This window comes from Bradyrhizobium sp., from assembly GCF_030693485.1.
GTDB lineage: Bacteria > Pseudomonadota > Alphaproteobacteria > Rhizobiales > Xanthobacteraceae > Bradyrhizobium.
Genome location: NZ_JAUYAN010000173.1, coordinates 1 through 25,451, shown reverse-complemented (window position 1 = coordinate 25,451; position 25,451 = coordinate 1). Strand labels below are relative to the sequence as shown.

The window sequence follows — 25,451 nt, the reverse complement described above, 5'->3', positions numbered from 1 at the left end:
TGCACATGATCATCTTTCGAAAATCGAAAGTCCGGGTTCCGGAAGATCATGCGAAAACGCGCGCGAGATTGCGCGCGCGAACTTTGCTCAACGACGAATATTGTGCTTTTCGAGCAGCGCCTTGTAACGCCCTTCGTCCTTGCGCTTGATGTAATCGAGCAGGGAACGGCGCGTGGCGACCATTTTCAAAAGGCCCCGGCGTGAATGATTGTCCTTCACGTGGGATTTGAAATGCCCGGTGAGGTTATTGATGCGTTCCGACAGGATCGCAACCTGAACCTCGGGCGAGCCGGTGTCGCCGGCCTTGTTGGCATTCGTCTTGATGACTTCCGCTTTGCGTTCGGCGGTAATCGACATCGTCAAACTCTTTCATTGCTGCGAGCCGAACTGGCGGTCAGTCCGGTCAGGTTAAACACGCGCTTGGGGATGAGTTCGCCATTGCCAATTTCGGCGAGGGCCAAAAGCCGGCCTGCCACCGTGACATAGACTGTGCCGCTAGTATTGGGCGCATCCCGTCCGCGCAACAAAACGGCTTGGCCCCGATGGAGCCTTGCCGCATCAGCCCGTGTGACGGCCAGTGCCGGGATGTCGTCCAGCGCGGTCTCAACGGGCAAAAGCGCGTCGGCGAGGCTACCCTCGCCAGACGCGGCTCTATCGCACAAAGCCTGCAACTGTTCCAGCGGAATCATGTCCTTTTCGCCGAACGGACCGACCAGGGTCCGGCGCAGCGCGCAGATATGGCCGAAACAGCCGAGAATCCGGCCGATATCGCGGGCCAGCGCCCGCACATAGGTTCCCTTGCCGCACTCGGCCTCGAACACCGAATGGGAGCTATCGGGTTGTTCTACAAGGGATAAATGGTGAATCTCGACCGGCCGCGGCTTCAAATCGACGGTCTCGCCGTCGCGCGCCAGATCATAGGCGCGCTCGCCCTGGACCTTGATCGCGGAGTATTGCGGCGGGATCTGCTCGATCACCCCGGTAAAGCGCGGCAGCAGGGCCCGGATGTCCTCGGCGGAAGGCCTGAGGTCGCTGGTTTGCGTGGCCCGGCCCTCGGTATCGTCGGTGTCGCGTTCCTCGCCCCAGGCCACCGTAAAACGATAACGCTTGCGGCCGTCCATCACGAACGGAACCGTCTTGGTGGCTTCCCCGAGCGCGATCGGCAGGCCGCCGGAAGCCAGCGGATCGAGGGTGCCGGCGTGGCCGGCACGCTTGGCCGTGAACAGCCGCTTCACCACCGCGACCGCCTGGGTCGAGGTCATGCCGATCGGCTTGTCGAGGATCACCCAGCCGTGGACGTCGCGCTTGTCGCGCCGCATCTGGTTGTTGGGGCGCGGCTGCTTGCCGGAGCGCGGCCGGCTCTCGTCGCGAAACTGATTCGCGTCGCGATTCGCTTCAGAAGAAATATTTTTTTCAGGCGCTTCCGAATCGCCGATTTCCGGCTCGATCACGCTGTTGGCGGTGGTCACGATCATTCCTTGTCGTCCGAATCGGGTGCGAGATCTCTTTGCACCGCAGGTGTTCGCAGTAATTTCTCTATTCGTTCCGCTTCGTCGAATCGCTCGTCGACGCGGAAGCGGATATCAGGCGCGAATTTCAGGTTAACGCGGTGCGCGATCTCGCCGCGCAGGAACTTCCTGTTGCGCTCCAGCGCCGCGATCACCTTGTCGGTATCGCGGCCGCCGAGCGGCATCACGTACACCGTCGCGAGCTTCAGGTCCGGCGACATCCGTACCTCGGGTACGGTGATGATGTGACCCTCGAGTTCCGGATCGTGCACGCTGCCTTGCGACAGAATGTCGGCGACGGCATGGCGCACCACTTCGCCGACCCGCAACTGACGCTGCGAGCCGCCGGGGGCGGAGTCCTTCTTGTGGTGACTGGGCATGGCGGTCTCTCGAAAACAAATCGTCATGGCCGGGTTTGTCCCGGCCATCGACGTCCTTCCTGCGATTGAATCCCTGAAGACGTGTATGCCCGGCACATTCAGTGCGATGGCCGGGCAATGACGTCGAACTGGCTCAATATCCTTCTGACGAAGCCGTAAGGTTCAGACTTACAGGCTGCGCTGAATCGTCTCCACGCGATAACATTCGATGACGTCGCCGGCCCGCATGTCGCCGTAATTCTCGAACGCCATGCCGCATTCCTGGCCGGACTGCACTTCCTTCACTTCGTCCTTGAAACGCTTCAGCGTCGACAGCTTGCCTTCATGCACGACGACGTTGTCGCGAATCAGGCGGACATTGGCGCCGCGTTCCACGGTGCCGTCGGTGACGCGGCAACCCGCGACCTTGCCGACCTTGGAGATGTTGAACACTTCCAGGATCAGGGCATTGCCCAGCATGGTCTCGCGCAGCGTCGGCGCCAGCAGGCCGGACATCGCCTTCTTCACGTCATCGACGAGGTCGTAGATGATGTTGTAGTAGCGGATTTCGATGCCGTTGCGCTTGGCGGCGGCGGCCGCTTCCTTGTGGGCGCGGACGTTGAAGCCGATGATGGCGGCGTTGAAACCTTCCGCCAGCGTCACGTCGGATTCCGAAATGCCGCCGACACCTGCGTGCAGGATGCGCGCCATGACTTCCTCGGTGCCGAGCTTGTCGAGCGAGCCGAGAATGGCTTCCAGCGAGCCCTGCACGTCGGCCTTGATGATCAGCGGGAAATCCTTGCGGCCCGTGGTCTTGAGCTGCGACATCATCTGCTCGAGCGAGCCGCGCATGCCGGAAATCGAGGCAGCCGCGTTCTCGCGCTTCTGATGCGCGCGATAGCTCGTGACCTGGCGGGCGCGGGCCTCGTTCTCGACGACCGCGAGACGATCGCCGGCTTCCGGCGGGCCGTTGAAGCCGAGTACTTCCACCGGAACCGACGGTCCGGCCTCGTCGATGGTGACGCCCTGATCGTTGATCAGCGCGCGAACACGGCCCATTTCGGCGCCCGCGACGATGATGTCGCCGACGCGCAATGTGCCGCGCTGAACCAGCACGGTCGCGACCGGACCGCGGCCGCGATCGAGCTTGGCTTCGATCACGGTGCCTTCGGCCGGACGCTCGACATTGGTCTTGAGGTCGAGCAGATCGGCCTGCAACGCCACCATTTCCAGCAGCTTGTCGAGGTTTGTCTTGTTCTTGGCCGAAACCTCGACGTCGACGACGTCGCCGCCCATCGATTCGACCTGCACTTCGTACTGCAGCAGCTCGGTGCGCACGCGCTCCGGCTTGGCGTCGGGCTTGTCGATCTTGTTGATCGCGATGATCATCGGAACCTTGGCCGCCTTGGCGTGATTGATCGCCTCGATGGTCTGCGGCATGACGCCGTCATCGGCCGCGACCACCAGGATCACGATGTCGGTGACCTTGGCGCCGCGCGCCCGCATCGCGGTGAACGCGGCGTGGCCCGGGGTGTCGATGAAGGTGATCTTCTTGCCGCTTTCCGGCGAGGTCACCTGATAGGCGCCGATATGCTGGGTGATGCCGCCGGCTTCGCCCGAGACCACATTGGCGTGGCGAAGCGCGTCGAGCAGCGAGGTCTTGCCGTGGTCGACGTGGCCCATCACGGTGACGACGGGCGAACGCGGCTCGGTGTCGGAAGAATCGTCGATGATGTCGAACAGGCCTTCCTCGACGTCCGAGGCGGCGACGCGCTTGACGGTGTGGCCGAGTTCCTCGGCGATCAGCTGCGCGGTGTCGGCATCGATCACATCGGTGATCTTGTGCATCGCGCCCTGTTTCATCAGCAGGCGGATGACGTCGACCGCGCGCTCCGACATGCGGTTGGCGAGTTCCTGGATGTTGATGGCTTCCGGAATCACCACTTCGCGAATCAGCTTTTCCTTCGGCTCATTGGACTGGTGTCCCTTGAGGCGCTGGGTGCGGCGGCGGAACGAGGCGATCGAACGCTCGCGGACGTCGTCGGCGGTCAGCGCCGTGACCAGCGTCAGGCGGCCGCGCTGCTTGGCGGGCGCCGGCTTGGCGGTGGTCTTCGGCGGCACGGCGGGGCGCACGGCGCCGCCCGGCCCGCGACGGATCTGGCGCGGACCTTCGTCTTCATCGGTGGCCTCGGCGGCAACCCCCGGCGCGCGTGCGGCCGGCGCAGCGGCAGCCTTGGCCGCGGCGGCGGTCTTGGCTTCGGCTTCGCCGAAACGCTTCTTGGCTTCGAGTTCCGCCTTGCGCTTGGCTTCCTCGTCTGCGCGATGGCGATCTTCCTCGGCCTTGCGGCGGGCTTCGGCGGCTTCGCGCTCGGCCTGCTCGATGCCTTCCTTGGAATTGCGGCGCCGGGCTTCCTCTTCGGCCAGCCGGCGCTCTTCGATATCGCGGACCTTGGCGTCGGCAAGCGCGCTGGCGCGCGCGGAACGCTCGTCCTCGGTGAGGGTACGCAGCACCACGCCCGAACCGCCGCGCGGCGCGACCGGCGGGGCGGGACGGGTCATCGGCGCCGGCCTCGGCGGCGCTGCCTTGGCAACGACCGGCTCCGGCGCGTGCGGCGCATCGGCTGGCCCATCGCCACCGACGCGGCGCTTGCCACGCTTTTCGACCACGACCTGCTTGGTCCGGCCGTGGCTGAAGCTCTGGCGCACGGTGCCCGTCTCGACCCGCGGCTTCAGCGTCAAGGTCTTGGTCGGAACACTCAGTGTCTTGTCGCCAGGCGTTTTCGTATCAACCATTCAGCAGTCCTAATCTTGTTCTGTTGTGCGTGTCCGCACAGTCTGTTCAGGCGAGTTCTTGTTCGACAAATTCTTGGCACCGGCGGTCTTGTCGTCATCCGCCATCCGGTATCGGACCAGGAGTTGGCTGCGCGACAGGAACGTCTTGCTCGCCGGGCCCGCGAGCACGGCAGCATGTATCACATTTGACCGCCCTAGTGCCAAATCCAATTGTTCTGACGTCAGCGCCGTGACGACAGGCAATTCGGGCGATTCCTCGCCGATTCCGGCGTTTTGCCTGACGACGGCGTCCAATTTGCGGATTCCGTCAGCGGCGCCGTCCGAAGCATGGATCAGGGCCTGCGCCTGCCCCAGTTTCAGGGCGCCCTCGACCTTGCTGAAGCCGGATACCACCTGGCCGGCCTTGGCGGCCATGGCCAGCGCCTCGCTGACGCTGCGCACCAGCAGGGCTTCGGTATCCGCCGCCAGGGTGGCGGCGGCACGGACCTCGCGCTTGAAGCCCTTGCCGAACTGGTTACGCCGGACGGCTTCCGCCACCGCCTGTCGAGAAGCCGAAACCCACAGACCCCGGCCGGGAAGCTTGCGCTTCAGATCCGGGATCACCTCGCCCTCGGGGGCGACGACAAACCGGATCAGTTCGTCGACCGGCCGCACCGCTCGCGTGACCGCGCACATCCGCTCCGTCGCAGACCTGTTGGTCCGCGGTCCGTTGTCGAGATCGGGGTCGGCGAGTGCAAGCATGCGTGCGACATCTCTCCTGTCATCTGCGCGTTACGGTCGCGCAGAACCGGTATTCCATTTCGAAGGATCGCCGCATCAAACCGGCTGGTCTTCGGTGGCCTCGGCCTCGTCGGTCTTCTTGACGAGGTCGGCCTCGGTGATCCAGCCGGCGATGACGCGGGCCTGCATGATCATGTTCTCGGCATCGTCGCGCGAAATTTCGTTGGCGTCGAGAATGCCGGGATGCTTGGTCGGCTCGGCGCCTTCCTTGCGCTCGGTCCAGCCCACCAGATCGTCCGTGGCGCAACCGGCGAGGTCCTCGACCGTCTTGATTTCGTTCTCGCCGAACTTCACCAGCATCTTCGAGGTCACGCCGGGCACCGTCTTCAGAGCGTCATCCACACCGAGTTCCTTACGTTTGTTTTCGAGCTCGCTTTCGAGCGTTTCCAGATATTCGCGGGCCCGGCTCTGCAACTCGGTGGCGGTTTCGTCGTCGAAGCCTTCGATGCCGGCCAGTTCCTTGATGTCGACCAGCGCCAGTTCCTCCACCGAGGTGAAGCCTTCGGACGCCAGCAATTGTCCGACCACTTCGTCGACATTGAGCGCTTCCATGAACACCCGCGTAGAGTTCTCGAAATCGGCCTGGCGTCGCTCGGATTCTTCCTGCTCGGTCAGAATGTCGATGTCCCAGCCGGTCAGCTGCGAGGCGAGGCGAACGTTCTGGCCGCGCCGGCCGATCGCCAGCGACAGCTGGTTATTGGTGTCGGGAACCACGACCTCGATGCGCTCGCGGTCCTCGTCGATCACGACCTTGGCGACTTCGGCGGGCGCCAGCGCGTTGACGACGAAGGTCGCGATGTCGGGCGACCACGGGATGATGTCGATCTTCTCGCCCTGCAATTCGTTGACCACGGCCTGCACCCGCGAGCCGCGCATGCCGACGCAGGCGCCGACCGGATCGACCGAGGAATCCCTTGAAATCACGCCGATTTTCGCGCGTGAGCCGGGATCGCGGGCCACCGCCTTGATCTCGACGATGCCGTCATAGATCTCGGGCACTTCCTGCGCGAACAGCTTCGCCATGAACTGCGGATGGGTGCGGGAGAGGAAGATCTGCGGTCCGCGGGTTTCGCGGCGCACGTCGAAAATATAGGCGCGGACGCGGTCGCCGTTGCGGAACACCTCGCGCGGCAGCATTTCGTCGCGGCGGATGATGGCTTCGCCGCGGCCCAGATCGACAATGACGCTGCCATATTCGACGCGCTTGACGATGCCGTTGACGATATCGCCGATGCGGTCCTTGAATTCCTGGTACTGCCGGTCGCGCTCGGCCTCGCGCACCTTCTGCACGATCACCTGCTTGGCGGATTGCGCGGCGATGCGGCCATATTCCAGCGGCGGCAGGGTGTCGGCGATGGTGTCGCCGACCTGGGCACCGGGATTGGCGCGTTGCGCGTCGATCAATGAAATCTGGTTCGACGAATTCTCGACCTGCTCGACCACCAGCATGTGGCGCGAAAGCCGCAACTCGCCCTTCTTGGCGTCGATCTCGGCGTGGACGTCGGTTTCGCTGCCGTAGCGGGCCCGCGCCGCCTTGGCGATGGCGTCCTCCATCGCCGCGATCACGATCGAGCGGTCGATCGATTTTTCCCGCGCCACCGCGTCCGCGATCTGCAGCAGTTCAAGTTTATTGGCGCTGACAGCTGCCATGGTTCAGTCTCCTTCAGTGGGATCGATTTCGCCTCTTCGCAGCCTGTCTGCGGCGAGGCGGTGTTCCTTGGTGTTTTTCGGGGCGGGCTTCTTGACCGGCTTCAACTTCAACTTCGCCTTCGGCGCGTTGCTCTTGGTCGGGTCGCTCTTTTTCGCGTGCGGCGGCGGCGGCGGCTTGATTCCGAGATTCTGCTTCATCTCGCGCTCGGCCAGCTTGCCGCGTCGCATCGACTCCGCGACCAGCTCATCGGTCAGCACCAGCCGGGCGTCGGCGATGTCCTCCATGACCAGCAGGACCTCGGCATCCTCGTCGCCGCGAACGTCATCGCGCCGCAAATGCACGGCATCGCCCTCGACGCCACCGAGCATGCCGCGAAACCGCTTGCGGCCCTGATGGGCGACCGCCATGTCGATCTTCACGAGATGGCCGGCATAGCGTCCGAAATCGGAGCGGCGCACCAGCGGCCGGTCGATCCCGGGCGACGAAATCTCCAGCCGATAGGCCTTCTCGATCGGATCGGCGACATCAAGCACCGGCGACAATGCCTTTGAGATCGCTTCGCAATCGTCGATCAACATGGTTCCGTCGGGCCGTTCCGCCATGATCTGGACGGTGCAGCCGAATTCGCCTGAAATCTTGATCCGCACCAGCCGGTAGCCCATGCCCTGCAGCACCGGACCGGCCACGGCCGATACCCGCGCCGCGACGCCCGGCTCGACCACGAGACGCGGCTCGGCAAGCAGATCGAAGTCCACGGAACCAGTAGTTGGATCGGTCATATCAAGGGTCAAATTTGGTCTAACTTGCAGTGGGTTAGCCGGGCTTAAGCACGGTCCGGCAGTGCTGCACCCGAATGGAACCCAGGCGCCGTACTCTGCGTCAGGCTCGTTCAGGTAATAAAAAAGAGCGGGTCCCGAGGGGCCCACTCTCAATACGCGATCGTATGAGAACCATAAGTTGCGGCTGATATAGCGGTTTTCCGCTGCGACGGCAAGGCCCGAGAAGCCGCAAACCCGTGATTTTACGGCCTTTCCGGCAGATTTCAGCCTAACCCTTCCTTCACGAACCCGACCTAACGTGCCGAAATATACGCCATTGCGGCGCGTTTGAGTGTTCTGGATGACCGTCGCCACATCGCTGATCCCCGGGCTTGATGAGATCGTCAGAAATGGCGACCCAAAGCGTCGCGCCGAGGCCGCGCGGCGGATCACCGAGTTGTATCTGCAGGGCGCGGCGAATTACCGGGCCGATCATGTCGCGCTGTTCGACGGCATCCTGACCGGTCTCGTTCCGCATGCCGAACTCGCCGCGCGCGCCGATCTGGCCGAGCGGCTGTCGATCCTCGCCAACGCGCCGCGCACCCAGGTCGGACAACTCGCGCGCGAAGACGAGATCGCGATCGCAGGTCCGCTGCTGCGCCGCTCGCCCGTGATCGACGAGCAGGCGCTGGTCGAAATCGCCCGCAGCAAGGGCCAGGGCCATTTGCTGGCGATGTCGGAGCGGCCGACGCTTTCTCCCGATCTCACCGATGTCATGGTCCGCCGCGGCGATCGCGAAGTGGTACGCCGCACCGCCGGCAATGCAGGCGCGCTGTTTTCGCATGCCGGATATTCCGGCCTGATCAAGCGTGCCGGCCAGGACGCCGTGCTGACGCTCGCGGTCGGTCAGCGCGCCGATCTCTCGGCGCCGCATTTGAAGGAATTGGTGGCAGGATCGGTAGAGGTGGTCCGCCGCCGCCTGTTCGAAGTGGTGAGGCCCGAGCGGCAGGCCGATATCGAGGCGGCGATGGGCGAAATCATCGGCACACCGGGGCAGGCCGAGAGCCGTCGCGACTTCGCGCCGGCGCAGCGCACCGTGCTGGCGCTGCATAATTCCGGTGAACTGAACGAAGCCGCACTGCTAGGCTTTGCCAAGGCCTTCAAATACGAGGAATCGATTGCGACGCTGTCGGCGATGGCGGCGGTGAAACTCGCAACCCTCGACCGCCTGATTGCCGGCGACCGGCACGATCCGATCCTGATCGTCGGCAAGGTGATCGGCCTCGAATGGGCCACCGTGCGCGCGCTGATCCTGCTGCGGCTCGGCTCCAACCGGGTGCCGTCGCCGTCGGACATCGAGAGCGCACGGGTAAACTTCGCGCGGTTGATGCCTTCCACGGCGGAGCGCGTGGTGAGCTTCTGGCAGGCCCGCCAAACGGCGTGAAGCGCAACCGTCATTCCGGGGCGATGCGTTACGTTAGCATCGAACCCGGAATCTCGAGATTCCGGGTCTGGCGCCACGCACCATCCCGGAATGACGAACTCTGGGTTCCTGCGTCGCTTCCGGAGTCCTTTCCCTCTCCCAAACAGCCGCGCTATGCTGCCGGCACAGGCGCGGCACAGCGCCACCGGGGAGAAGCGAAATGCTGACGGAATCCGAAATTCAATCGCATGCCGACAGAATCCGCGACGACGGATACACCGTGATCGAGCGCGCCGCCGGCCCCGATCTGGTCGAGGCGTTGAAGCAGGCGCTGGAGCGAACCGAGCGGGAGCATCATCTTGGTCCCGCCAAAACCTCGTTCGAAGGTTTCAAGACGGTCCGCATCAACAATCTCCTGACCTATGACGACATCTTCTGGGAAGTGCCGCTGCATGAGAACGTGCTGCCGGTGGTCGAGCGCGTGCTGGACAAGGAATGCCTGCTGTCCTCGTTCTGCTCGCTGGTGCTCGGTCCCGGCCAGGAGGCGCAGCCGATCCACGAGGATACGCAGTTGATCCCGCTGCCGCGTCCGCACATCCCGATCACGGTCAATGCGATCTGGGCGCTGTCGGATTTCCGGAACGACAACGGCGCGACGCGTATTATTCCGGGCAGCCACAAATATCCATCTTCGCCGGAATACGGCAAGGACTATGACGCCGTCACCGCGACCATGCCGGCCGGCAGCGTGATGCTGTTCGACAGCGCGCTCTGGCATGGCGGCGGCGCCAACAGCAGCGACAGCAGGCGCTTCGCGTTCTCCTGCGCCTATTGCTGGGGCTGGATGCGGCAGCAGGAAAACCTGCAGCTCGGCATTCCCCATGACACCGTCAGGCGGTTCCCGCGGCGCTTGCAGGAACTATGCGGTTACAGCGTCTACAAGGGACAGTTCGGACACATCGACAATCACGACCCGATCGAGTTGCTGGGCCGCGAGCGCGGCAAGCGCATGGTGTGGGAAGCCACCGACATCCGCAAGGCGCGGATGGGCGAGGCGGCGAAGGGGTAGCGACGTTGGTTTAGGCTACCTTCCGAAACCTCAAATACGCCGCGCGTCGCCCTTCGCGCTCGGCTTTCCGCCCGTAACGCGTCATGGTGTAGCCGGGCCACGGCTGGCGCCAGTCATCGGCGCGCTCCGCCAGCCACGCGAAATCAGGCGAGCGCAACAGATGCGCCAGCGTCCAGGCGACGTAGCCGTCGATGTCGCACACGAAACGGAATTCGCCATCGGGTTCGAGTACGCGCGCCATCGCGGCGACGGTCAAATCCTGCACGAAGCGCCGCTTCCAGTGCCGCCGCTTCGGCCACGGATCGGGATGGATCAGATCGATTCGGGCCAGCGACAGCGCCGGCGCCCAGGCCACCAGGTCGGCGGCGTCGCCCGCGAACAGCCTGATGTTGCCGATGCCATGCGCCTCGATCTGCGTCAGGATCTTGGCCATGCCGTTGACGTAGGGCTCGCAGCCGATGAAGCCGGTGGTGGGAAAGGCGAGCGCTTCGGCGACCAGATGCTCGCCACCGCCGAACCCGATTTCGAGCCGGACGTGGTCGACATCAGGACCGAAAAGCCTGGCGAGGCCGTCCGGACTCGGCGCGGTGATGTCGAGCGCGAGGCGCGGCAGCAATTGCGCGATCAGGTCGGCCTGGTGTGAGCGCAGCTTGTGGCCCTTGCGCCGTCCGAAGAACGAGCCGTGCCGGTGCGCGCTCACGTCATCGTCGGGCGATGGGTCGCGGTCGTCGGGATCGCGGGGCGCGATATTCATCGCAGCGTCTGGTACAGCCGGTACAGCAGCCGTGCCCTCGGCTCGATCGACGAAATGTACATCTGCTCGTAATGGGTATGCGCGCCCTGGCCATCGACGCCGAGGCCGTCGAGCGTCGCGGTATGCGGCGCGGTGAAATTGCCGTCGGAGCCGCCGCCGGTGAAGGTGTCGACCAGATCGAAGCCGATTTCCGCGGCGAGCTCCCTGGCATGTTCGTAAAGCGCGGCGCCGGCATTGCCCTTCTCGTAAGGCGGCCGGTTCAATTCGCCTGTCACCTTGACGCTGACGCCATCGGTTCGGGATTTCAGGTTCAGGATTCTCGCGACGAGATCGTCGGCATCCGCTGTGGTCGGTACGCGAAGATCGACTTCCGCATAGGCTTCCTCCGCAATGACGTTCGGCCGGCTGCCGCCCCTGACGACGCCGACATTGACGCTGACGCCGCGCTTCAGGTCGTTCATGGCTTCGAGGGTCAGGATGATATTGGCGAGTTCGCGGATCGCGCTGCGGCCGTCCTCGGGCCTGGTGCCGGCATGGGCCGGGACGCCCTTGATGGCGATGTCGAACCGCGCGACACCCTTGCGCCCGGTGACGATCTTGCCGCCGTCGCGGGCAGGCTCGGTTACCAGCACGTATTTGGCCTTGCGTCCCTCGGCTTCGATCAGCGCACGCGAAGTCGGGCTGCCGATCTCCTCGTCGGAAACGTATAGCTGGGTCACGCCAAGCGGCGGCTGCTCGCCACTGGCGCAGAGCTGCCTGAACGCGTGATAGGCGAGGTAGGCGCCGCCCTTCATGTCGTAGATGCCGGGACCGAACGCGACGTCGCCCTCGATCCTGAACGGCAGCCGCTCGATGAATCCCATCGGGTGGACCGTATCGAGATGGCTGAGCACCAGGATGCCCGGCTCATGCTGGCCCCATGACGAACGCACCACGAGATGATCGCCGCAGCCGGAATGTCCCGCGATGCGTTCGATCGCAACCGGCAAGTCGCGATAGCCGTCCGCGACCATGGTCGCCAGCCTGTTGACCTGCTCCGGCGCTTCCGTCGGAGTCTCGATCTCGACCCAGCGGCGGATGCCGTCGAGAATGGCTCTGGAATCGAAAGGATCGGTTGTGGTCGGCATACTGAAGCCCTTTTGCAGGAACTCCCCTATCGTCATTCCGGCGCACGCGCCAGCGCGAACCTCGGATGTGCAATTGCACATCGGGGATGCGCGTCGCGCATCGGAGATGCACAAAGCGCATCGGGCAATGACGTGTGCCCTCAGCGCTTGTCGGGGGCCTCGCGTGTGGCGATCTGCTCGACCAGTTCGACGATGCTGCGCCGAAGCTTGGCATCGGCGATCCGCGTGAACGCACGGGTCAGGGCCAAACCTTCCGATGTCGCGAGGAAATCGGAAACATAGGCGGGCGAGCTTCCTTCGCTGAAGCCGCCCGCAGCGGCAGTGCCGCTGGGGCCTCCCTCGAACAGGAACGAAACCGGCACCTGAAGAATTTCTGAAATTTGCTGAATGCGGCTTGCCCCGACCCGGTTGGTGCCCTTTTCGTACTTCTGCACCTGCTGGAATGTGAGGCCCAATGCTTCGCCGAGCTTTTCCTGGCTCATGCCAAGCATGATGCGGCGCATGCGCACGCGACTGCCGACATATCTGTCAACAGGGTTGGGCGCTTTAGTCGACATTTCCAACACTCCCTGGGATTACGCCTGCAGGATGACGCAGTGAAGTTAGGCCTCAGGCGTCAGCGCCGTCAAACCTTGCTCTGAAGCTTCGGCACGAAGGCGGAAAATTCGAGCAATGATCTGACTCACTCTCGGTGAGCGGGCGCAGAATGCGAATGGCTTGGTCGGTCTGTCAACTGGTCGGGGGATTTTTCAATCGACCATTTCTGCGGGTAACCGAACCAAGTGTGAACATACAGGAGTCAGGAGGCGCGCTTTATGACACGGCGGCGAAGCACGACGAGCAGGCCGGCGGCGACCATGACCGCGGCGGGAATATCGCCAAGGCGCGCATAGACCGTCGGCGCGATGGCGGACGGCAGGTTGGCGTCCAGTACACCTTCGACGCCGAGACCGAGCCGGGCGATAATCCGTCCCACGGGATCGATCACCGCGGAAACGCCGGTGTTTGCCGCTCGAACCATCGGCAATCCCTGCTCGATCGCGCGAACCCGCGCCTGCTGCAGGTGCTGATAGGGCCCGGTCGAATTTCCGAACCAGCCGTCATTGGTCAGGTTGATCATCCAGCCCGGGCGATCGTCGCGTGACGCAACGTCACCGGGAAAAATCGCTTCGTAGCAGATCAGCGGTAGCATGCGCGGCGCGTTCGGCAGATTCATCGGGCGACGCCGCGCGCCCGCAATGAATCCGCCGTGAACCTTGGTGAGCTGCACGAAGCCGAGCTTTTCCATCCAGTCCTGGAACGGCAGAAATTCGCCGAACGGCACCAGATGCACCTTGTCGTAGACCGATAGCACGCTGCCGTCATGATCGATGACGTAGATCGAATTGTAGGCGCGGGTTGCCCGGACGCCGGGCGGCAAGTCGGGTGCCCGCACCGAGCCGGTGATCAGGACGGTGCCCCTCGGCAACAGTTCGGCGATCTGCGCCATCGCATCGGCTTCGCGCGTCAGGAAAAACGGAAACGCCGATTCCGGCCAGATCAGGATGCTGACGTCGCGCACGCCGGTGGATTGCGGCCCGGACGCGCGGTCGGACAGCGCAAGATATTTCTGCATCACCTCTGCCTTGGCGGCGTAGTTGAACTTGACGTCCTGTCGCAGATTGGGCTGCATGATCCGCAGCTTGACCTTGGCGACGAGTTCGGTCGGTTGCAGCGCCAGACGCACGCCGCCGAAAATCCCCATCGCGATCAGCAGCGCCAGCGCCAGGGCCGGCGCGATCCACGGTCGACGCCCGCGCGTGCCGCCATCGATCAGGGTCGCGGGGCTGGCGAAGATCGCAACGCTCAGGAACGTCAGGCCCCACAACCCGATCAGCGACGCCGTCTGCGCCAGCGCCAGCGGCTCGGTCAGCGCATAGCCGAACGCATTCCAGGGAAAGCCGGTGAGCACCTGGCCGCGCAGCCATTCGCTTAACGTCAGGCTGGCCGCAAGCGCGATCACCCGCGTGCCTTCCCGGGTCCAGATCAGCCTCGCCAGCGCGAACCCGAATGCGGTGAACAGCGCGAGATAGGCCGGCAGGCCGAGCACGGCGAACGGCAGTAGCCAGGCGAAGGTCGGCGCATCGACCAGGAACGCGTAGCCGATCCAGTACAGGCCCGGCACGAAATAGCCGAGGCCGAACCACCAGCCCGTCAACGCGGCCGCCGGCACGCCGCGCCAGCGTCCGGCGCCGGCGCCGTCGATCAGCCAGACCATCACCGGAAGGGTCAGGAACAGCACCGGCCATGCATTGAACGGCGCCATCGCCAGCGCCGACAACGCGCCTGCGACGAGTGCAATGGCGGCGCGTTTCCAGCCCCATGCCAGGAGGATCGCCAGAATAGCGCCGCGGAGTTTTTCTGCGGCGATCACTGCGAACCGGCTCCATCGCCGGGCCGCGGGCTCGCATTGTCGTTGGCCTGCGGCTGACTGGCCTCCGTCGCGGTGTCGCGGCGGCGGCTTTCGCGCGGCGGCCGTGGCGCGGGGCGCTCCTTGCGGGTGGCGATGCGCAACCGCTTGACCCGCCGCGGGTCGGCGTCGAGCACCTCGATCTCGAAATTGCCGGGACCGGAAATGACCTCGCCGCGCACCGGCAGGCGGCCGACATGGGTCACCAGATAGCCGCCGAGGGTTTCGACTTCTTCGCCGGCCTCGCCGGTGACGAAGTCCTCGCCGATCACCGTGCGGACGTCGTCGAGGCTGGCGCGCGCGTCGGCGATGAAGGAATTGTCGGCCTGCCGCACGATTGCCGGCGGCTCGTCGCTGTCATGCTCGTCGTCGATCTCGCCGACGATCTGCTCGACGATGTCCTCGATCGAGACCAGCCCGTCGGTGCCGCCATATTCGTCGACCACCAGCGCGAGGTGAATGCGCGAGGCCTGCATCTGCGCCAGCAGATCGATCGCCCGCATCGACGGCGGCACGAACAGCAATTTGCGGATGATGCTGGCGTCGGCGAGCGGCATAGCGAGGTTGACCGCGCGCAGATCGAGCCCGGCCGGCAACGGCTTTTTCCGCTTGGCCTTGCTGGTATCGGGCACGCGCGCGCTGGATGTCATGAAGGCCAGCAGGTCGCGGATGTGAACGATGCCTTCGGGATCGTCGAGGGTCTCGTTGTAAACCACCAGCCGTGAATGCGCCGCGCTTTCGAACAGGCCCATCAGTTCGCCGATCGGAATGTCGCGCTTGACCGCGACGATGTCGGCGCGATGCACCATCACGTCGGCGATGCGGCGCTCGTGCAGGCCGAGAATATTGCGCAGCATGGTGCGCTCGATGGCGGAGAATCCCACCTCGTCGGGCGTAGAGGCGTCGAGCACGACCTGCAGATCGTCGCGCACCGATCCCGGCTTCCAGCCGAACAGGGTGCGGATGGCGCGGGTCAGCCAGTTGTCGGCGGCGGGGCGCATCACCTCGCCTTCCTGCACCACCGCCGGCAGGTTGCTTGTATTGCGTGGATTGTCGTGGATCGGGTCGGAGTCCGGCATCTCAGTCCATCCGCTCCCGGCCGGCGTCGGGATCCCGGTCCGCATACGGATCGGGAATGCCGAGTTGCGCCAGGATCTGCCGCTCGAGGGCTTCCATGGCTTCGGCCTCGCCGTCCTTTTCGTGGTCGTAGCCGATCAGATGCAGGAAGCCATGGATCGCCAAATGGCTGAGGTGATGGTCGAACGGTTTTTGTTCGTCGTCGGCTTCCTTGCGGGTGGTCTGGTAGGCGATGGCGATGTCGCCGAGCATGCGCGGCGCGTCGTCGGGTCCGGCAGGACCGGTCGGCTGCAGCGCCGGAAACGACAGCACGTTGGTCGGCTTGTCGATGCCGCGCCAATTGCTGTTCAGCGTGCGAATGCCGGCATCGTCGGTCAGCATGATCGCGAGCTCGGCGTCGCCGACATCCGCATCGACGCTCTCGGCCGCGGCCGCGATGGCGCGATGGACCACCGCTTCGGCGTCGGGCTCGGCCTGCCAGCAATCGGCGACGACGAGAACCTCGGATATGGGAAGCGCAAGGGGTGGCATCGGTCCGGAATTTCTGTTGCGGCCGGGGCTCGTCCCCGGCGCGCGCCTGGCATCAGATATGGGCATCAAGGCCTGCTGGTTACCGGCTTCTGCGGCAATCCTTCATAGGCGGCGACGATCCGCGCCACCAGTTCGTGGCGGATCACGTCCTCGGCGGTGAATTTTACCTGGCTGATGCCTTCGACGCCATCGAGCAGCCGTGCGGCTTCCGCAAGTCCCGATGTCTGGCCGTTCGGCAGATCGACCTGGGAGGGATCGCCGGTGATGATCATGCGGCTGTTTTCGCCGAGCCGGGTCAGGAACATCTTCATCTGCATCGAGGTGGTGTTCTGCGCCTCGTCCAGGATGATGACGGCGTTGGTCAGGGTACGGCCGCGCATGAAGGCGAGCGGCGCGATTTCGATTTCACCGGCCTGCAGCGCGCGCTCGACGATCCGCGAATCCATCAAATCGTACAACGCATCATAGATCGGCCTCAAATAAGGATCGACCTTCTCGCGGAGATCGCCGGGCAGGAAGCCGAGCCGCTCGCCGGCCTCGACCGCGGGGCGCGACAGGATGATGCGATCGACTTCCTTGCGTTCGAACAATTGCGCGGCATGCGCAACGGCGAGCCAGGTCTTGCCGGTGCCCGCCGGGCCGATGCCGAACACCATTTCGTGGCGCTTCAGCGCGCGGATGTAGGAATCCTGGGCGGCGGTCCGCGCCCGCACCGGGCGCTTGCGCAAATTGATGGTCTCGAACGCGGTCTTGGCGGTCTTGGCGTCGAATTCGAACAGCGACCCCTGCGCGATCACGGCGCGAATCGCGCCCTCGACGTCGCCCTGCGCCAGTTCCTGGCCCTGCGTGGCCTGCGCATACAGCGTCTCCAGCACGCGCCGCGCGGCATCGCAGCCGTCGCGCGAGCCGGCGATGGTGATGTGATTGCCGCGCGAATCGACCACGATGCCGAGCCGGCGCTCGATCAGCGCCAGGTTCTGTCCGTAGGGGCCGACCAAAGCGGACGCCGCGCGGTTGTCGTCGAAATCGATGACGACCTGCGTTTCGGGCGGGATTTGCATGTCGCGGTCAAATTTGCGGCTGGGAGCGAGTGCAGGCGAATCCGATGCGCTTTTGGGCAAGGGTTCAGGCTCCCGTTATCGTTTGAGAGGAATTGGTCATTTGCGCAGATATCGACGGTGCATGGAGCGTGCCGGCGAGTTCGCCGAGCAGGCTGTAGCGCTCGAGGCTGGCGATGGTCACCGGCAGCACCTGTCCGATGATGTCCGATGACGCCATCACATGCGCCGGCTGCAAATAGGCGGTGCGGCCGACGATCTGGCCGGGGTTGCGGGCGGCGCGTTCGAACAGCACGTCGACGGTGCTGCCGATCGCAGCCAGATTGAAGGCCGCTTGCTGGCCGTCGATCAATTCCTGAAGCCGCACCAATCGCTCGTCCATTTCAGCCGCTGACACCGTCTCCCGCATGTCCGCCGCCGGCGTGCCCGGCCGTGGCGAATACTTGAACGAATAAGCCCCAGCGTATCCGATTTGCCGGACCAGCGCGAGGGTCGCGGCGAAATCTTCCTCGGTCTCGCCGGGGAAGCCCACGATGAAATCCGATGAAAAAGCAATGTCTTGCCGGACCGCACGGAACCGGTCGATGACGCGGCGATAATCGTCGGCGCTGTGCTTGCGGTTCATCGCGGCCAGAATCCGGTCGGAACCCGACTGCACCGGCAGGTGCACGAACGGCATCAGTTCCGGCAAATCGCGGTGCGCCGCGAGCAGCGTATCGTCGACGTCGCGGGGGTGGCTGGTCGAATAGCGCAGGCGCGCGATGCCGCGGATCCCGGCGAGGCGATGCAGCAACGCGCCGAGCGACCAGGTGCGGCCGTCCGGTCCTTCGCCGTGATAGGCGTTGACGTTCTGGCCGATCAGGGTGATTTCGCGCACGCCATTGTCGGCGAGCCTGAGCACGTCGTCGACGATCTTCGCGACCGGGCGCGATACTTCGGCGCCGCGGGTATAGGGCACCACGCAGAACGTACAGAACTTGTCGCAGCCTTCCTGCACGGTGACGAAGGATGAGACGCCGCGCGCGCGGATCGCAGCGGGTTTCGGGGCTGCGAGGAAGCCGAACTTGTCCTCGATCGGAAATTCGGTCTCCACCGCGCGGCCGTGGCTCTTCGCCCGCGCCAATAGCTGCGGCAAATGATGATAGCTTTGCGGGCCGACCACGACATCGACCGCGGGCGCGCGGCGGATGATCTCGGCGCCTTCCGCCTGCGCGACGCAACCGGCCACCGCGATGCTCATCCGGCGGCCGGCTCTAGCGGCCTCGTCCTTGACGACGCGCAGTCGTCCGAGTTCGGAGTAAACCTTCTCCGACGCCTTTTCCCGGATGTGGCAGGTGTTGAGAATCACGAGGTCCGCGTCATCCACGCTGGACGTCTCGACAAAGCCTTCGGGTGCCAGCGTGTCCACCATGCGTTGCGCATCGTAGACATTCATCTGACAGCCGTATGACTTGATATGCAGCTTGCGCGGCGGGCTCATGGAACCTGAATGCTGTGCTGAGGTGGCGCCAATGCGGCGCGGGCCTCATTATAGGCCAAAGCGCTGAAAATCCAGCGCGATAGAGTCGTCATTCCGGGGCGATGCGTCAGCATCGAACCCGGAATCCCGGGATTCCCTGGTGCGCAATTGCGCACCTGAGGTCTGGTCCTTCGGACCATCCCGGAATGACGAGGCCTAATTCGCCCCGATTTGTCCGATTAGCCCCGGTAATTGCCGCATATCGTCGAATATCGCGACGGCGCCGCCGGCGCGCAGCCGGTCGCCGTGTCCGGGGCGGCAATGGCTGCCGCCGTGGAAACCGAGCACGGGCATCCCGGCGGCGACCGCGGCGGCGATGCCGGCGGGGCTGTCCTCGATCACCAGGCAGCGCGCCGGTGCCGTCCGCATCTGCCCGGCGGCAAACAGGAACAGATCCGGCGCCGGCTTGCCGCGCTCGACTTGCGTGGCGGAGAAAATGTTTGGCGCCAGCAGATCGTGGAGCCCGGCGCAAGTGAGGCCGTGGCGGATTTTGTCCGGTGTGCCGCTCGACGCCACGCATTTCGCGAGATCGATCGCGGCGAGCGCCTCGTTGATATTTGGAATAGCTCTGAGATCGTCGGCGTAGCGCCGCAGCGTTGCCTGCTTCATCTGCGATTCGAAATCGTCAGGCAGCGCCCGGCCGAGTTCGGTCTCGATGGTTTGTCGTGCTTCGCGATCCGACACGCCGAGAAATCGCTTGAGCACTTCGTCCGGTGTGATCGGATAGCCGTGGCGCGTCAGGGTTTCCGCATGCGCGGCGCAGGAGATCACTTCGCTGTCGACCAGCACGCCGTCGCAGTCGAAGATGACGAGATCGAAAGGGACTTTGTCCTGAAGCGGTGTCTTCACGCGATCAGGATTTGTCGTCGTCCAGCGGGACGCAATACAGTTCCAGCCGGTGATCGACCAGCTTGTAGCCGAGCTTGCGGGCGATTTCGGCCTGCAGCTTCTCGATTTCCTCGTTGGTGAATTCGATCACCTTGCCGTCGCGCAGGTTGATCAGGTGATCGTGGTGGCTGTCGCGCATCTGCTCGTAGCGGGCACGACCCTCGCGAAAATCATGCCGTTCGATGATGCCGCCGTCCTCGAACAGTTTGACGGTGCGATACACCGTCGAGATCGAGATCTTGTCGTCGACCGCGACGCAGCGGCGATACAGTTCCTCGACGTCGGGATGATCGACGGCTTCCGCCAGCACGCGGGCGATGACGCGGCGCTGTTCGGTCATGCGCATGCCGGTGGCGGCGCAACGGGATTCGATATCGCTGGCCTTGTCGGTGACCCTGGGCACGGGCGTGGATTTCAATGCAGTCATGTCTAGTCCGCCTTCGGCACGCGATCAGATCATGCGCCCCTTGCAAGCGCCTTTCTGCCACTCCGGGCGCGTTACGACAAGTCGCGGCGCATCAGAAGGGCGTTCAATTGTTCCCCGTTGGGCTCCCGGTAATAGCGTTCGCGGCGCCCGACGACGGCAAATCCGGCCCGTTCGTACAGCCGGCGCGCCGGCTGGTTATTTTCCTCGACCTCGAGGAATATGGTGCGCACGCCACGGCCCGCCAGATGGCCGAGATGCGTCATCAGCAGGTCGCGGGACAGCCCGCGGCCGCGCTGATCGGCGGCCACGGCGATCGACAGGATCTCGGCCTCGTCCGCGGCCAGCCGCGACACCGCGAAGCCGATGATCTTTCGTCCCTGCCGGAGGCGATGCACCAGCGTGTTGCGCTCGGTCAGCATGGTCTCGAATTCAGCTTCGCCCCAGCCGCGGTGAAACGAGGCGCCGTGCAGTTGCGCCAGGCGGGCCGCATCGCGCGGGATCGCGGGCTCGACCACGGCAGCGCCGCCGCCCCACCATCCGCGCAGCCAGGAAGTCATGTGACTCATCATGACGACGGCGGCGCGGCTCGCTGCAGCGCGTCCTGTGAAGGCTTGGCGTCGGGCGCGCGCAGGTAATACGGCCGCGCCGGCGCCGCATCCGGACTGACCGCGGCCCCCAGCCACGCCACCCACGTAATGTCCGGCGCCGGTTGCTGGTCGACCCTGAACGGCGGCTCTGCATCGGCGGGCCAGCGCTGGCCGAGAATCTGGGCGGCGTTGCCGACCAGATGCGGCGCGCCGAATCGCGCGGCGTCGAGCGCCTCTTCGATCGGCGCGACGCGCGCCCGGACCAGCGAGCCGCCGTCGCCGCTCACCACCTGGAAATAGACATGATCATGCCGCGCATCGATCGCCGAGATCACCGGCTGCGCGGCGTTCTGGGCGACGACGGGCGCGGCATAGGCGGTCAGCGTGGTCAGCCCGACCACAGGTCTGTTGGCGGCGAGGCCAATACCGCGCGCCGCGGAGAGCCCGACCCGCAAGCCGGTAAAGCTGCCGGGGCCGGTGGTCACCGCGATGCGGTCGAGCGCGGTGAAGGCAACGCCGGACGCCTTCATCACGCGCGCGATCAGCGGCATCAGCGCCTCGGCGTGGCCGCGCTTCATCGGCTGCGATTCCTGCGCGACGATTTGACTCGTGCTGGTGTCGAGTACGGCGGCGGCACAGGCATCCAGTGCGGTATCGATGGCGAGGATCAGCATGGGGGATTGGTAACATTATTTACGACGAAAGGCGCGCCGTTCTCGCCGTCATGGCCGGGCTTGTCCCGGCCATCCACGCGTTTTCCATATAGCCCAATTCCATATGGCCCAGAAACGCTGATGCCCGGGACAAGCCCGGGCATGACGCAGAAAATACCGAGATTTCGGCGATGTAATCACATCGGCCGGACTTCGACCACGTCCGGCACGAAATGCTTCAGCAGGTTCTGGATGCCATGCTGCAGCGTCGCGGTGGAGGAGGGGCAGCCGGCGCAGGCGCCCTTCATGTTGAGATAGACGATGCCGTCCTTGAAGCCGCGGAAGGTGATGTCGCCGCCGTCATTGGCGACCGCGGGGCGCACCCTGGTTTCGATCAGGTCCTTGATGGTCGCGACCGTTTCGGCGTCGGCCTCGTTGAAGAACTCGTCTTCCTCGTCGGATGCCTCGTCGCTGGCAGCGGCACCGTCGGCCAGAAGCGGCGCGCCGGACATATAATGTTCCATGATGGCGCCGAGGATCGATGGCTTGAGATGCTGCCAGTCGCTCGAATCCTTGGTCACGGTGACGAAATCGGAGCCGTAGAACACGCTGGTGACGCCGGGCACGTCGAACAGCCGTTCGGCCAGCGGCGACCGCGCCGCGGCTTCGCGATTGGCGAATTCCATGGTGCCGCCGTCGAGCACGACGCGGCCGGGAATGAATTTCATTGTGGCGGGATTGGGCGTGGCTTCGGTCTGGATGAACATGATTTTCTCCTGCGACACCGGTTCAAGGCCGGCACGTGGCTGATTCCTTAGCAGATGGCGACGGCGGATGCACGATCAAGGGGCGGGGACCTGTCATGCTTTCGTCGTCCCCGCGAACGCGGGGACCCATAATCCCAGAGGTCAGTTGATGAAAGAGGGTTTCTAACACCGATGTCTCACCGTTAGGCCACGGTCTATGGGTCCCTGCGTTCGCAGGGACGACAAACCCTACGACAACCCGTCGATATCCGCGTCGCTGAGATCGCCGGGCACGATTGTGACGGGAATCGGGAATGAACCGACCGTCTTGGCCATGGTGGTGATGATCGGGCCGGGGCCCTCGGGGCCGGGATTGGCCGCCAGCACCAGCATCGCGATGTCGACGTCCTTGTCGATCACGTCGAGGATCTGGTCGGTGGGATCGCCCTCCCGGATCACGCGTTCGGGGGTGATCGCGGCGATGCCGTTGGCGCGGCCGGCGGCGCGGTCGAGCGCGGCGTTGGCGTTCTCCTCCGCCTCGGCGCGCATGATGTCGGCGACCCCCAGCCATTGCTGGTTCTGGTCTTCGGTCTCGATCACGCGCAGCATCACCACGCCGCCGCCGACCCGGATCGCCCAGCGGCTGGCATAGTAGACCGCGCGGTCCCATTCCGCGGTGTCGTCAACGATGACAAGGCATTTCGGCTTGTGACCGGTCTCGTAGCTTCGTCGCTGGGTGGTCATGCATGTCCCGATGCTGCGCCAAACCGACCCATGCTGCCACGGCGCGGCCATGCTCCACAAGCGGCAGGGCGGGCGCTGTGTGCTGGATCAATTGTGGCGAAGGTCAGGAAACCTGGCGCTTGCTGACGAAACCGACGATGTCCCGGGTCGCCTGCATGGTTTCGGCGGCGATCGCGCGGGCGCGGGCGGCGCCGTCGAACAGCACTTCGTCAACATAGCCGGGATCCGCCACCAGCCGCTTCATCTCGGAGGCGATCGGCGACAGCTTCGTCACGCACAGCTCGACCAGCGAATTCTTGAAGGCCGAAAATTGCCCGCCGCCGAAATCGCCGAGCAGATCGGCCTTGGTTCGGCCCGACAAGGCCGCGTAGATCCCGACCAGATTGTCGGCCTCGGGGCGCGCCTCGAGACCCTTTTCCTCCGACGGCAACGGCTCCGGATCGGTCTTTGCCTTGCGGATCTTCTGCGCGATGGTGTCGGCGTCGTCGGTGAGGTTGATGCGCGAATTGTCCGACGCATCCGACTTCGACATTTTCTTGGTGCCGTCGCGCAACGACATCACCCGCGTCGCGGGGCCGGTGATCAGCGGCTCCGGCTGCGGAAAGAACAGGCCATCCTCGAAGCCGCGGCCGCGGATCGAATCGGCAAAGTCGTTGTTGAATTTCTGCGCGATGTCGCGCGACAGTTCGAGGTGCTGCTTCTGGTCCTCGCCGACAGGCACATGGGTGGCGCGATACACCAGGATGTCGGCCGCCATCAGCACCGGATAAGCATAGAGTCCGACCGAGGCCGCCTCGCGATCCTTGCCGGCCTTGTCCTTGAACTGCGTCATGCGGTTGAGCCAGCCGATCCGCGCCACGCAATTGAAGATCCAGGCCAGTTCCGCGTGCTCAAGCACTTGGCTCTGGTTGAACACGATATGTTTCTTCGGATCGATCCCGCTGGCGATGAAGGCCGCGGTGACTTCGCGGGTGTTGCGCGCGAGCTCGGCCGGGCCGCCCCACACTTCCACCGGCTGCGTGATGGCGTGCATGTCGACGACGCAATAAAGACAATTATGCGTCTCCTGCAATTTGACGAAATTGACGATCGCGCCGAGGTAATTGCCGAGATGCAGATTGCCCGTCGGCTGGACGCCCGAAAATACCCGTTCAACCCTGCCCATTGTCAGCTTCCCGCGAATGTCATTCGTTTCGCGCCGTCCATTGCCACGGAGGGCCTAGCCGCGCAAGCCGGAAGCCTTGCTTTGCCGGATCGCGGTCGCCGCTTCGGCCCAACTGGTGACGCCGAGCAGGGCCAGCAGGCCGCCGTATACTGCGATTCCGCCTGAGATCAGCACCCCCAGCAGTGCGGTCTGCGCGAGGCCGTGCGCGGTCGCTGCCAGCGGCAACGCGAATGCCGCCGCCAGCCACAGCAGTCCGCCCATTGCCAGCGCCGCCGCCACGATGCGCGGCAGCTGCCGGCGCGCGGCGGCATCGATCGAGAAGCCGAATGTCGCAGCACCCTGCCGGAGCAGGCTGAGCGCGCTGCTCCAGGCCCCGAGCGCGATCGCGGCGGCGATGCCGCTGATGTCATAGACATGGCCGAGCACCAATGCGAGCACGATAGCCACGACAAATCCCTTCACCGTCGCCCACAGCGGCGTGCGTGTATCCTCGCGGGCGAAAAAGGCGGGCGACAGCGCCTTGACCAGCACATGCGCGGGCAGGCCGAGCGCCAGCCACGTCAATGCCTGCGCGGTCGCCGCGGTATCGGCCGCGGTGAAGGCGCCGTGCTGAAACAGGAGCCGCACGATCGGTTCGCTGAGCACGATCAATCCCAGCGTTGCCGGCAACGCGAGGGCAACGCTGAGTTCGAGCCCGCGCGACTCCGCATGCGCGATGGCGCCGGAATCGTTCGCGCGCACGCCGCGCGTCAGTTCCGGAACCAGCACGCTGCCCATGGCGACGCCGACCAGGCCGAGCGGCAGTTCGATCAGGCGATTGGCAAAATACAGCCACGACACCGCCGAGGGCGACGACGAGGCGATGACCGCGCCGCCGAGGATCAGCAATTGCGGTCCGGCGCTGGCGATCATGCCGGGGACCGCCTGGCCGAGAAAGCCGCGCATCGGCGCATCGAAGGCGATGCGCATCGGCGTTGCGATGCCGCCGCCATGCAACACCAGGATCAGCAATTGCAGCAGCCCGGCCACGCCTACCGTGGCGGCAACGGCCCATGCGGCGAAGCCCGCATCCTGCCGCCACAGCAGCAGCGCCGCCATCACCGCGATCAGCGCGATGTTGAACAGCAGCGGCGAGAACGCGGCCAGCGCAAAACGGCCTTGCGCATTCAACAGCGCCATCATCACCGTGACGGGACCGGCGAAGGCCAGATAGGGCAGCATCAGCCGCGCATCGTCCACCGCCATCTGCAGCGTCGGCGTCGCGGCAAAGCCCGGCGCCAGCGCTGTTATCACCAGCGGCATCATGAGCCCGATCAGGGCCGCCGCCGCCACCAGCGCGGCGCTGACGGTGCCGCGCACGCGGCCAGCAAACGCCGCGGCCGCCG

At 64.8% G+C, this 25,451-nt stretch carries 25 protein-coding genes; 2 read left to right on the top strand and 23 right to left on the bottom strand.

The window, feature by feature from the left end; translation table 11 throughout:
* Window positions 1–87 precede the first annotated feature (87 nt).
* From rpsO to rimP, 7 genes are all read right to left on the bottom strand, one after another.
* Window positions 88–357, bottom strand: coding sequence for a 30S ribosomal protein S15 (gene rpsO / locus Q8N40_RS12585; RefSeq protein WP_304744400.1), 270 nt, complete (start codon window positions 355–357; stop codon window positions 88–90).
* 2 nt (window positions 358–359) lie between these two features.
* Complete coding sequence (gene truB / locus Q8N40_RS12580) at window positions 360–1,475, bottom strand: tRNA pseudouridine(55) synthase TruB (RefSeq protein ID WP_305712050.1); 1,116 nt, start codon at window positions 1,473–1,475, stop codon at window positions 360–362.
* Window positions 1,472–1,888: a 30S ribosome-binding factor RbfA gene (gene rbfA, locus Q8N40_RS12575; protein WP_305712049.1), complete on the bottom strand. Its 417-nt coding sequence runs from the start codon at window positions 1,886–1,888 to the stop codon at window positions 1,472–1,474. The genes truB and rbfA overlap by 4 nt, the downstream gene beginning before the upstream one ends.
* Before the next feature lie 168 nt (window positions 1,889–2,056).
* On the bottom strand, window positions 2,057–4,660 hold the full coding sequence (infB, locus tag Q8N40_RS12570) for a translation initiation factor IF-2 (RefSeq protein ID WP_305712048.1): 2,604 nt from the start codon (window positions 4,658–4,660) through the stop codon (window positions 2,057–2,059).
* 9 nt (window positions 4,661–4,669) lie between these two features.
* Entirely contained in the window at window positions 4,670–5,401 is a 732-nt protein-coding gene (locus Q8N40_RS12565; RefSeq protein WP_305712047.1) for an RNA-binding protein, read from the bottom strand.
* Between the two features lie 75 nt (window positions 5,402–5,476).
* Window positions 5,477–7,090 (bottom strand): transcription termination factor NusA, encoded by a 1,614-nt coding sequence (nusA, locus tag Q8N40_RS12560; RefSeq protein WP_305712046.1) that lies wholly within the window; start codon window positions 7,088–7,090, stop codon window positions 5,477–5,479.
* 3 nt (window positions 7,091–7,093) lie between these two features.
* Window positions 7,094–7,870 (bottom strand): ribosome maturation factor RimP, encoded by a 777-nt coding sequence (gene rimP, locus Q8N40_RS12555; RefSeq protein WP_305712045.1) that lies wholly within the window; start codon window positions 7,868–7,870, stop codon window positions 7,094–7,096.
* A gap of 340 nt (window positions 7,871–8,210) precedes the next feature.
* On the opposite strand from rimP, the gene Q8N40_RS12550 reads away from it, so the two are divergent.
* Both Q8N40_RS12550 and Q8N40_RS12545 read left to right on the top strand, forming a co-directional pair.
* Window positions 8,211–9,293: a DUF2336 domain-containing protein gene (locus Q8N40_RS12550; protein ID WP_305712044.1), complete on the top strand. Its 1,083-nt coding sequence runs from the start codon at window positions 8,211–8,213 to the stop codon at window positions 9,291–9,293.
* Between the two features lie 199 nt (window positions 9,294–9,492).
* Window positions 9,493–10,341: a phytanoyl-CoA dioxygenase family protein gene (locus Q8N40_RS12545; RefSeq protein WP_305712043.1), complete on the top strand. Its 849-nt coding sequence runs from the start codon at window positions 9,493–9,495 to the stop codon at window positions 10,339–10,341.
* 10 nt (window positions 10,342–10,351) lie between these two features.
* Here the strand turns inward: Q8N40_RS12545 and Q8N40_RS12540 are convergent, their stop codons facing one another.
* The 16 genes from Q8N40_RS12540 to murJ form a co-directional block, all read right to left on the bottom strand.
* Window positions 10,352–11,095 (bottom strand): tRNA (guanine(46)-N(7))-methyltransferase TrmB, encoded by a 744-nt coding sequence (locus Q8N40_RS12540; RefSeq protein WP_305318573.1) that lies wholly within the window; start codon window positions 11,093–11,095, stop codon window positions 10,352–10,354.
* Window positions 11,092–12,222: a M20 family metallopeptidase gene (locus Q8N40_RS12535; protein WP_305712042.1), complete on the bottom strand. Its 1,131-nt coding sequence runs from the start codon at window positions 12,220–12,222 to the stop codon at window positions 11,092–11,094. Before Q8N40_RS12535 ends, Q8N40_RS12540 begins: the two co-directional genes overlap by 4 nt.
* 140 nt (window positions 12,223–12,362) lie before the next feature.
* Entirely contained in the window at window positions 12,363–12,779 is a 417-nt protein-coding gene (locus tag Q8N40_RS12530; RefSeq protein ID WP_305712060.1) for a helix-turn-helix domain-containing protein, read from the bottom strand.
* 242 nt (window positions 12,780–13,021) lie between these two features.
* Window positions 13,022–14,635: an apolipoprotein N-acyltransferase gene (lnt, locus tag Q8N40_RS12525; RefSeq protein ID WP_305712041.1), complete on the bottom strand. Its 1,614-nt coding sequence runs from the start codon at window positions 14,633–14,635 to the stop codon at window positions 13,022–13,024.
* The gene (locus Q8N40_RS12520; protein WP_305712040.1) at window positions 14,632–15,750 is read right to left on the bottom strand and encodes a hemolysin family protein; all 1,119 of its coding nucleotides are present in this window, start codon (window positions 15,748–15,750) and stop codon (window positions 14,632–14,634) included. Before Q8N40_RS12520 ends, lnt begins: the two co-directional genes overlap by 4 nt.
* A gap of 1 nt (window position 15,751) precedes the next feature.
* Window positions 15,752–16,279, bottom strand: coding sequence for an rRNA maturation RNase YbeY (gene ybeY, locus Q8N40_RS12515; protein ID WP_305712039.1), 528 nt, complete (start codon window positions 16,277–16,279; stop codon window positions 15,752–15,754).
* Window positions 16,280–16,344: 65 nt separating this feature from the next.
* Entirely contained in the window at window positions 16,345–17,400 is a 1,056-nt protein-coding gene (locus Q8N40_RS12510) for a PhoH family protein (RefSeq protein ID WP_305712038.1), read from the bottom strand.
* Window positions 17,401–17,404: 4 nt separating this feature from the next.
* Window positions 17,405–18,817 carry a tRNA (N6-isopentenyl adenosine(37)-C2)-methylthiotransferase MiaB gene (gene miaB, locus Q8N40_RS12505; RefSeq protein ID WP_305712037.1) on the bottom strand — a complete coding sequence of 471 codons (1,413 nt, stop codon included), beginning with the start codon at window positions 18,815–18,817 and terminating at the stop codon, window positions 17,405–17,407.
* Window positions 18,818–19,012: 195 nt separating this feature from the next.
* The gene (locus Q8N40_RS12500; RefSeq protein ID WP_305712036.1) at window positions 19,013–19,705 is read right to left on the bottom strand and encodes an HAD family hydrolase; all 693 of its coding nucleotides are present in this window, start codon (window positions 19,703–19,705) and stop codon (window positions 19,013–19,015) included.
* Window positions 19,706–19,709: 4 nt separating this feature from the next.
* The gene (locus tag Q8N40_RS12495; RefSeq protein WP_305712035.1) at window positions 19,710–20,171 is read right to left on the bottom strand and encodes a Fur family transcriptional regulator; all 462 of its coding nucleotides are present in this window, start codon (window positions 20,169–20,171) and stop codon (window positions 19,710–19,712) included.
* Between the two features lie 71 nt (window positions 20,172–20,242).
* A complete protein-coding gene (rimI, locus tag Q8N40_RS12490) occupies window positions 20,243–20,728 on the bottom strand; it encodes a ribosomal protein S18-alanine N-acetyltransferase (RefSeq protein WP_305322876.1) in 486 nt (161 codons plus the stop codon).
* Window positions 20,729–20,736: 8 nt separating this feature from the next.
* A complete protein-coding gene (gene tsaB, locus Q8N40_RS12485; RefSeq protein WP_305712034.1) occupies window positions 20,737–21,432 on the bottom strand; it encodes a tRNA (adenosine(37)-N6)-threonylcarbamoyltransferase complex dimerization subunit type 1 TsaB in 696 nt (231 codons plus the stop codon).
* Between the two features lie 176 nt (window positions 21,433–21,608).
* Window positions 21,609–22,178, bottom strand: a complete 570-nt coding sequence (locus tag Q8N40_RS12480) for a NifU family protein (protein ID WP_305320965.1) — start codon at window positions 22,176–22,178, stop codon at window positions 21,609–21,611.
* Between the two features lie 228 nt (window positions 22,179–22,406).
* On the bottom strand, window positions 22,407–22,901 hold the full coding sequence (locus Q8N40_RS12475; protein ID WP_305320964.1) for a universal stress protein: 495 nt from the start codon (window positions 22,899–22,901) through the stop codon (window positions 22,407–22,409).
* 103 nt (window positions 22,902–23,004) lie between these two features.
* On the bottom strand, window positions 23,005–24,066 hold the full coding sequence (trpS, locus tag Q8N40_RS12470; protein WP_305712033.1) for a tryptophan--tRNA ligase: 1,062 nt from the start codon (window positions 24,064–24,066) through the stop codon (window positions 23,005–23,007).
* A gap of 54 nt (window positions 24,067–24,120) precedes the next feature.
* Window positions 24,121–25,451: murein biosynthesis integral membrane protein MurJ (gene murJ / locus Q8N40_RS12465; RefSeq protein WP_305712032.1), on the bottom strand; the 1,331-nt coding region annotated here is incomplete at its 5' end.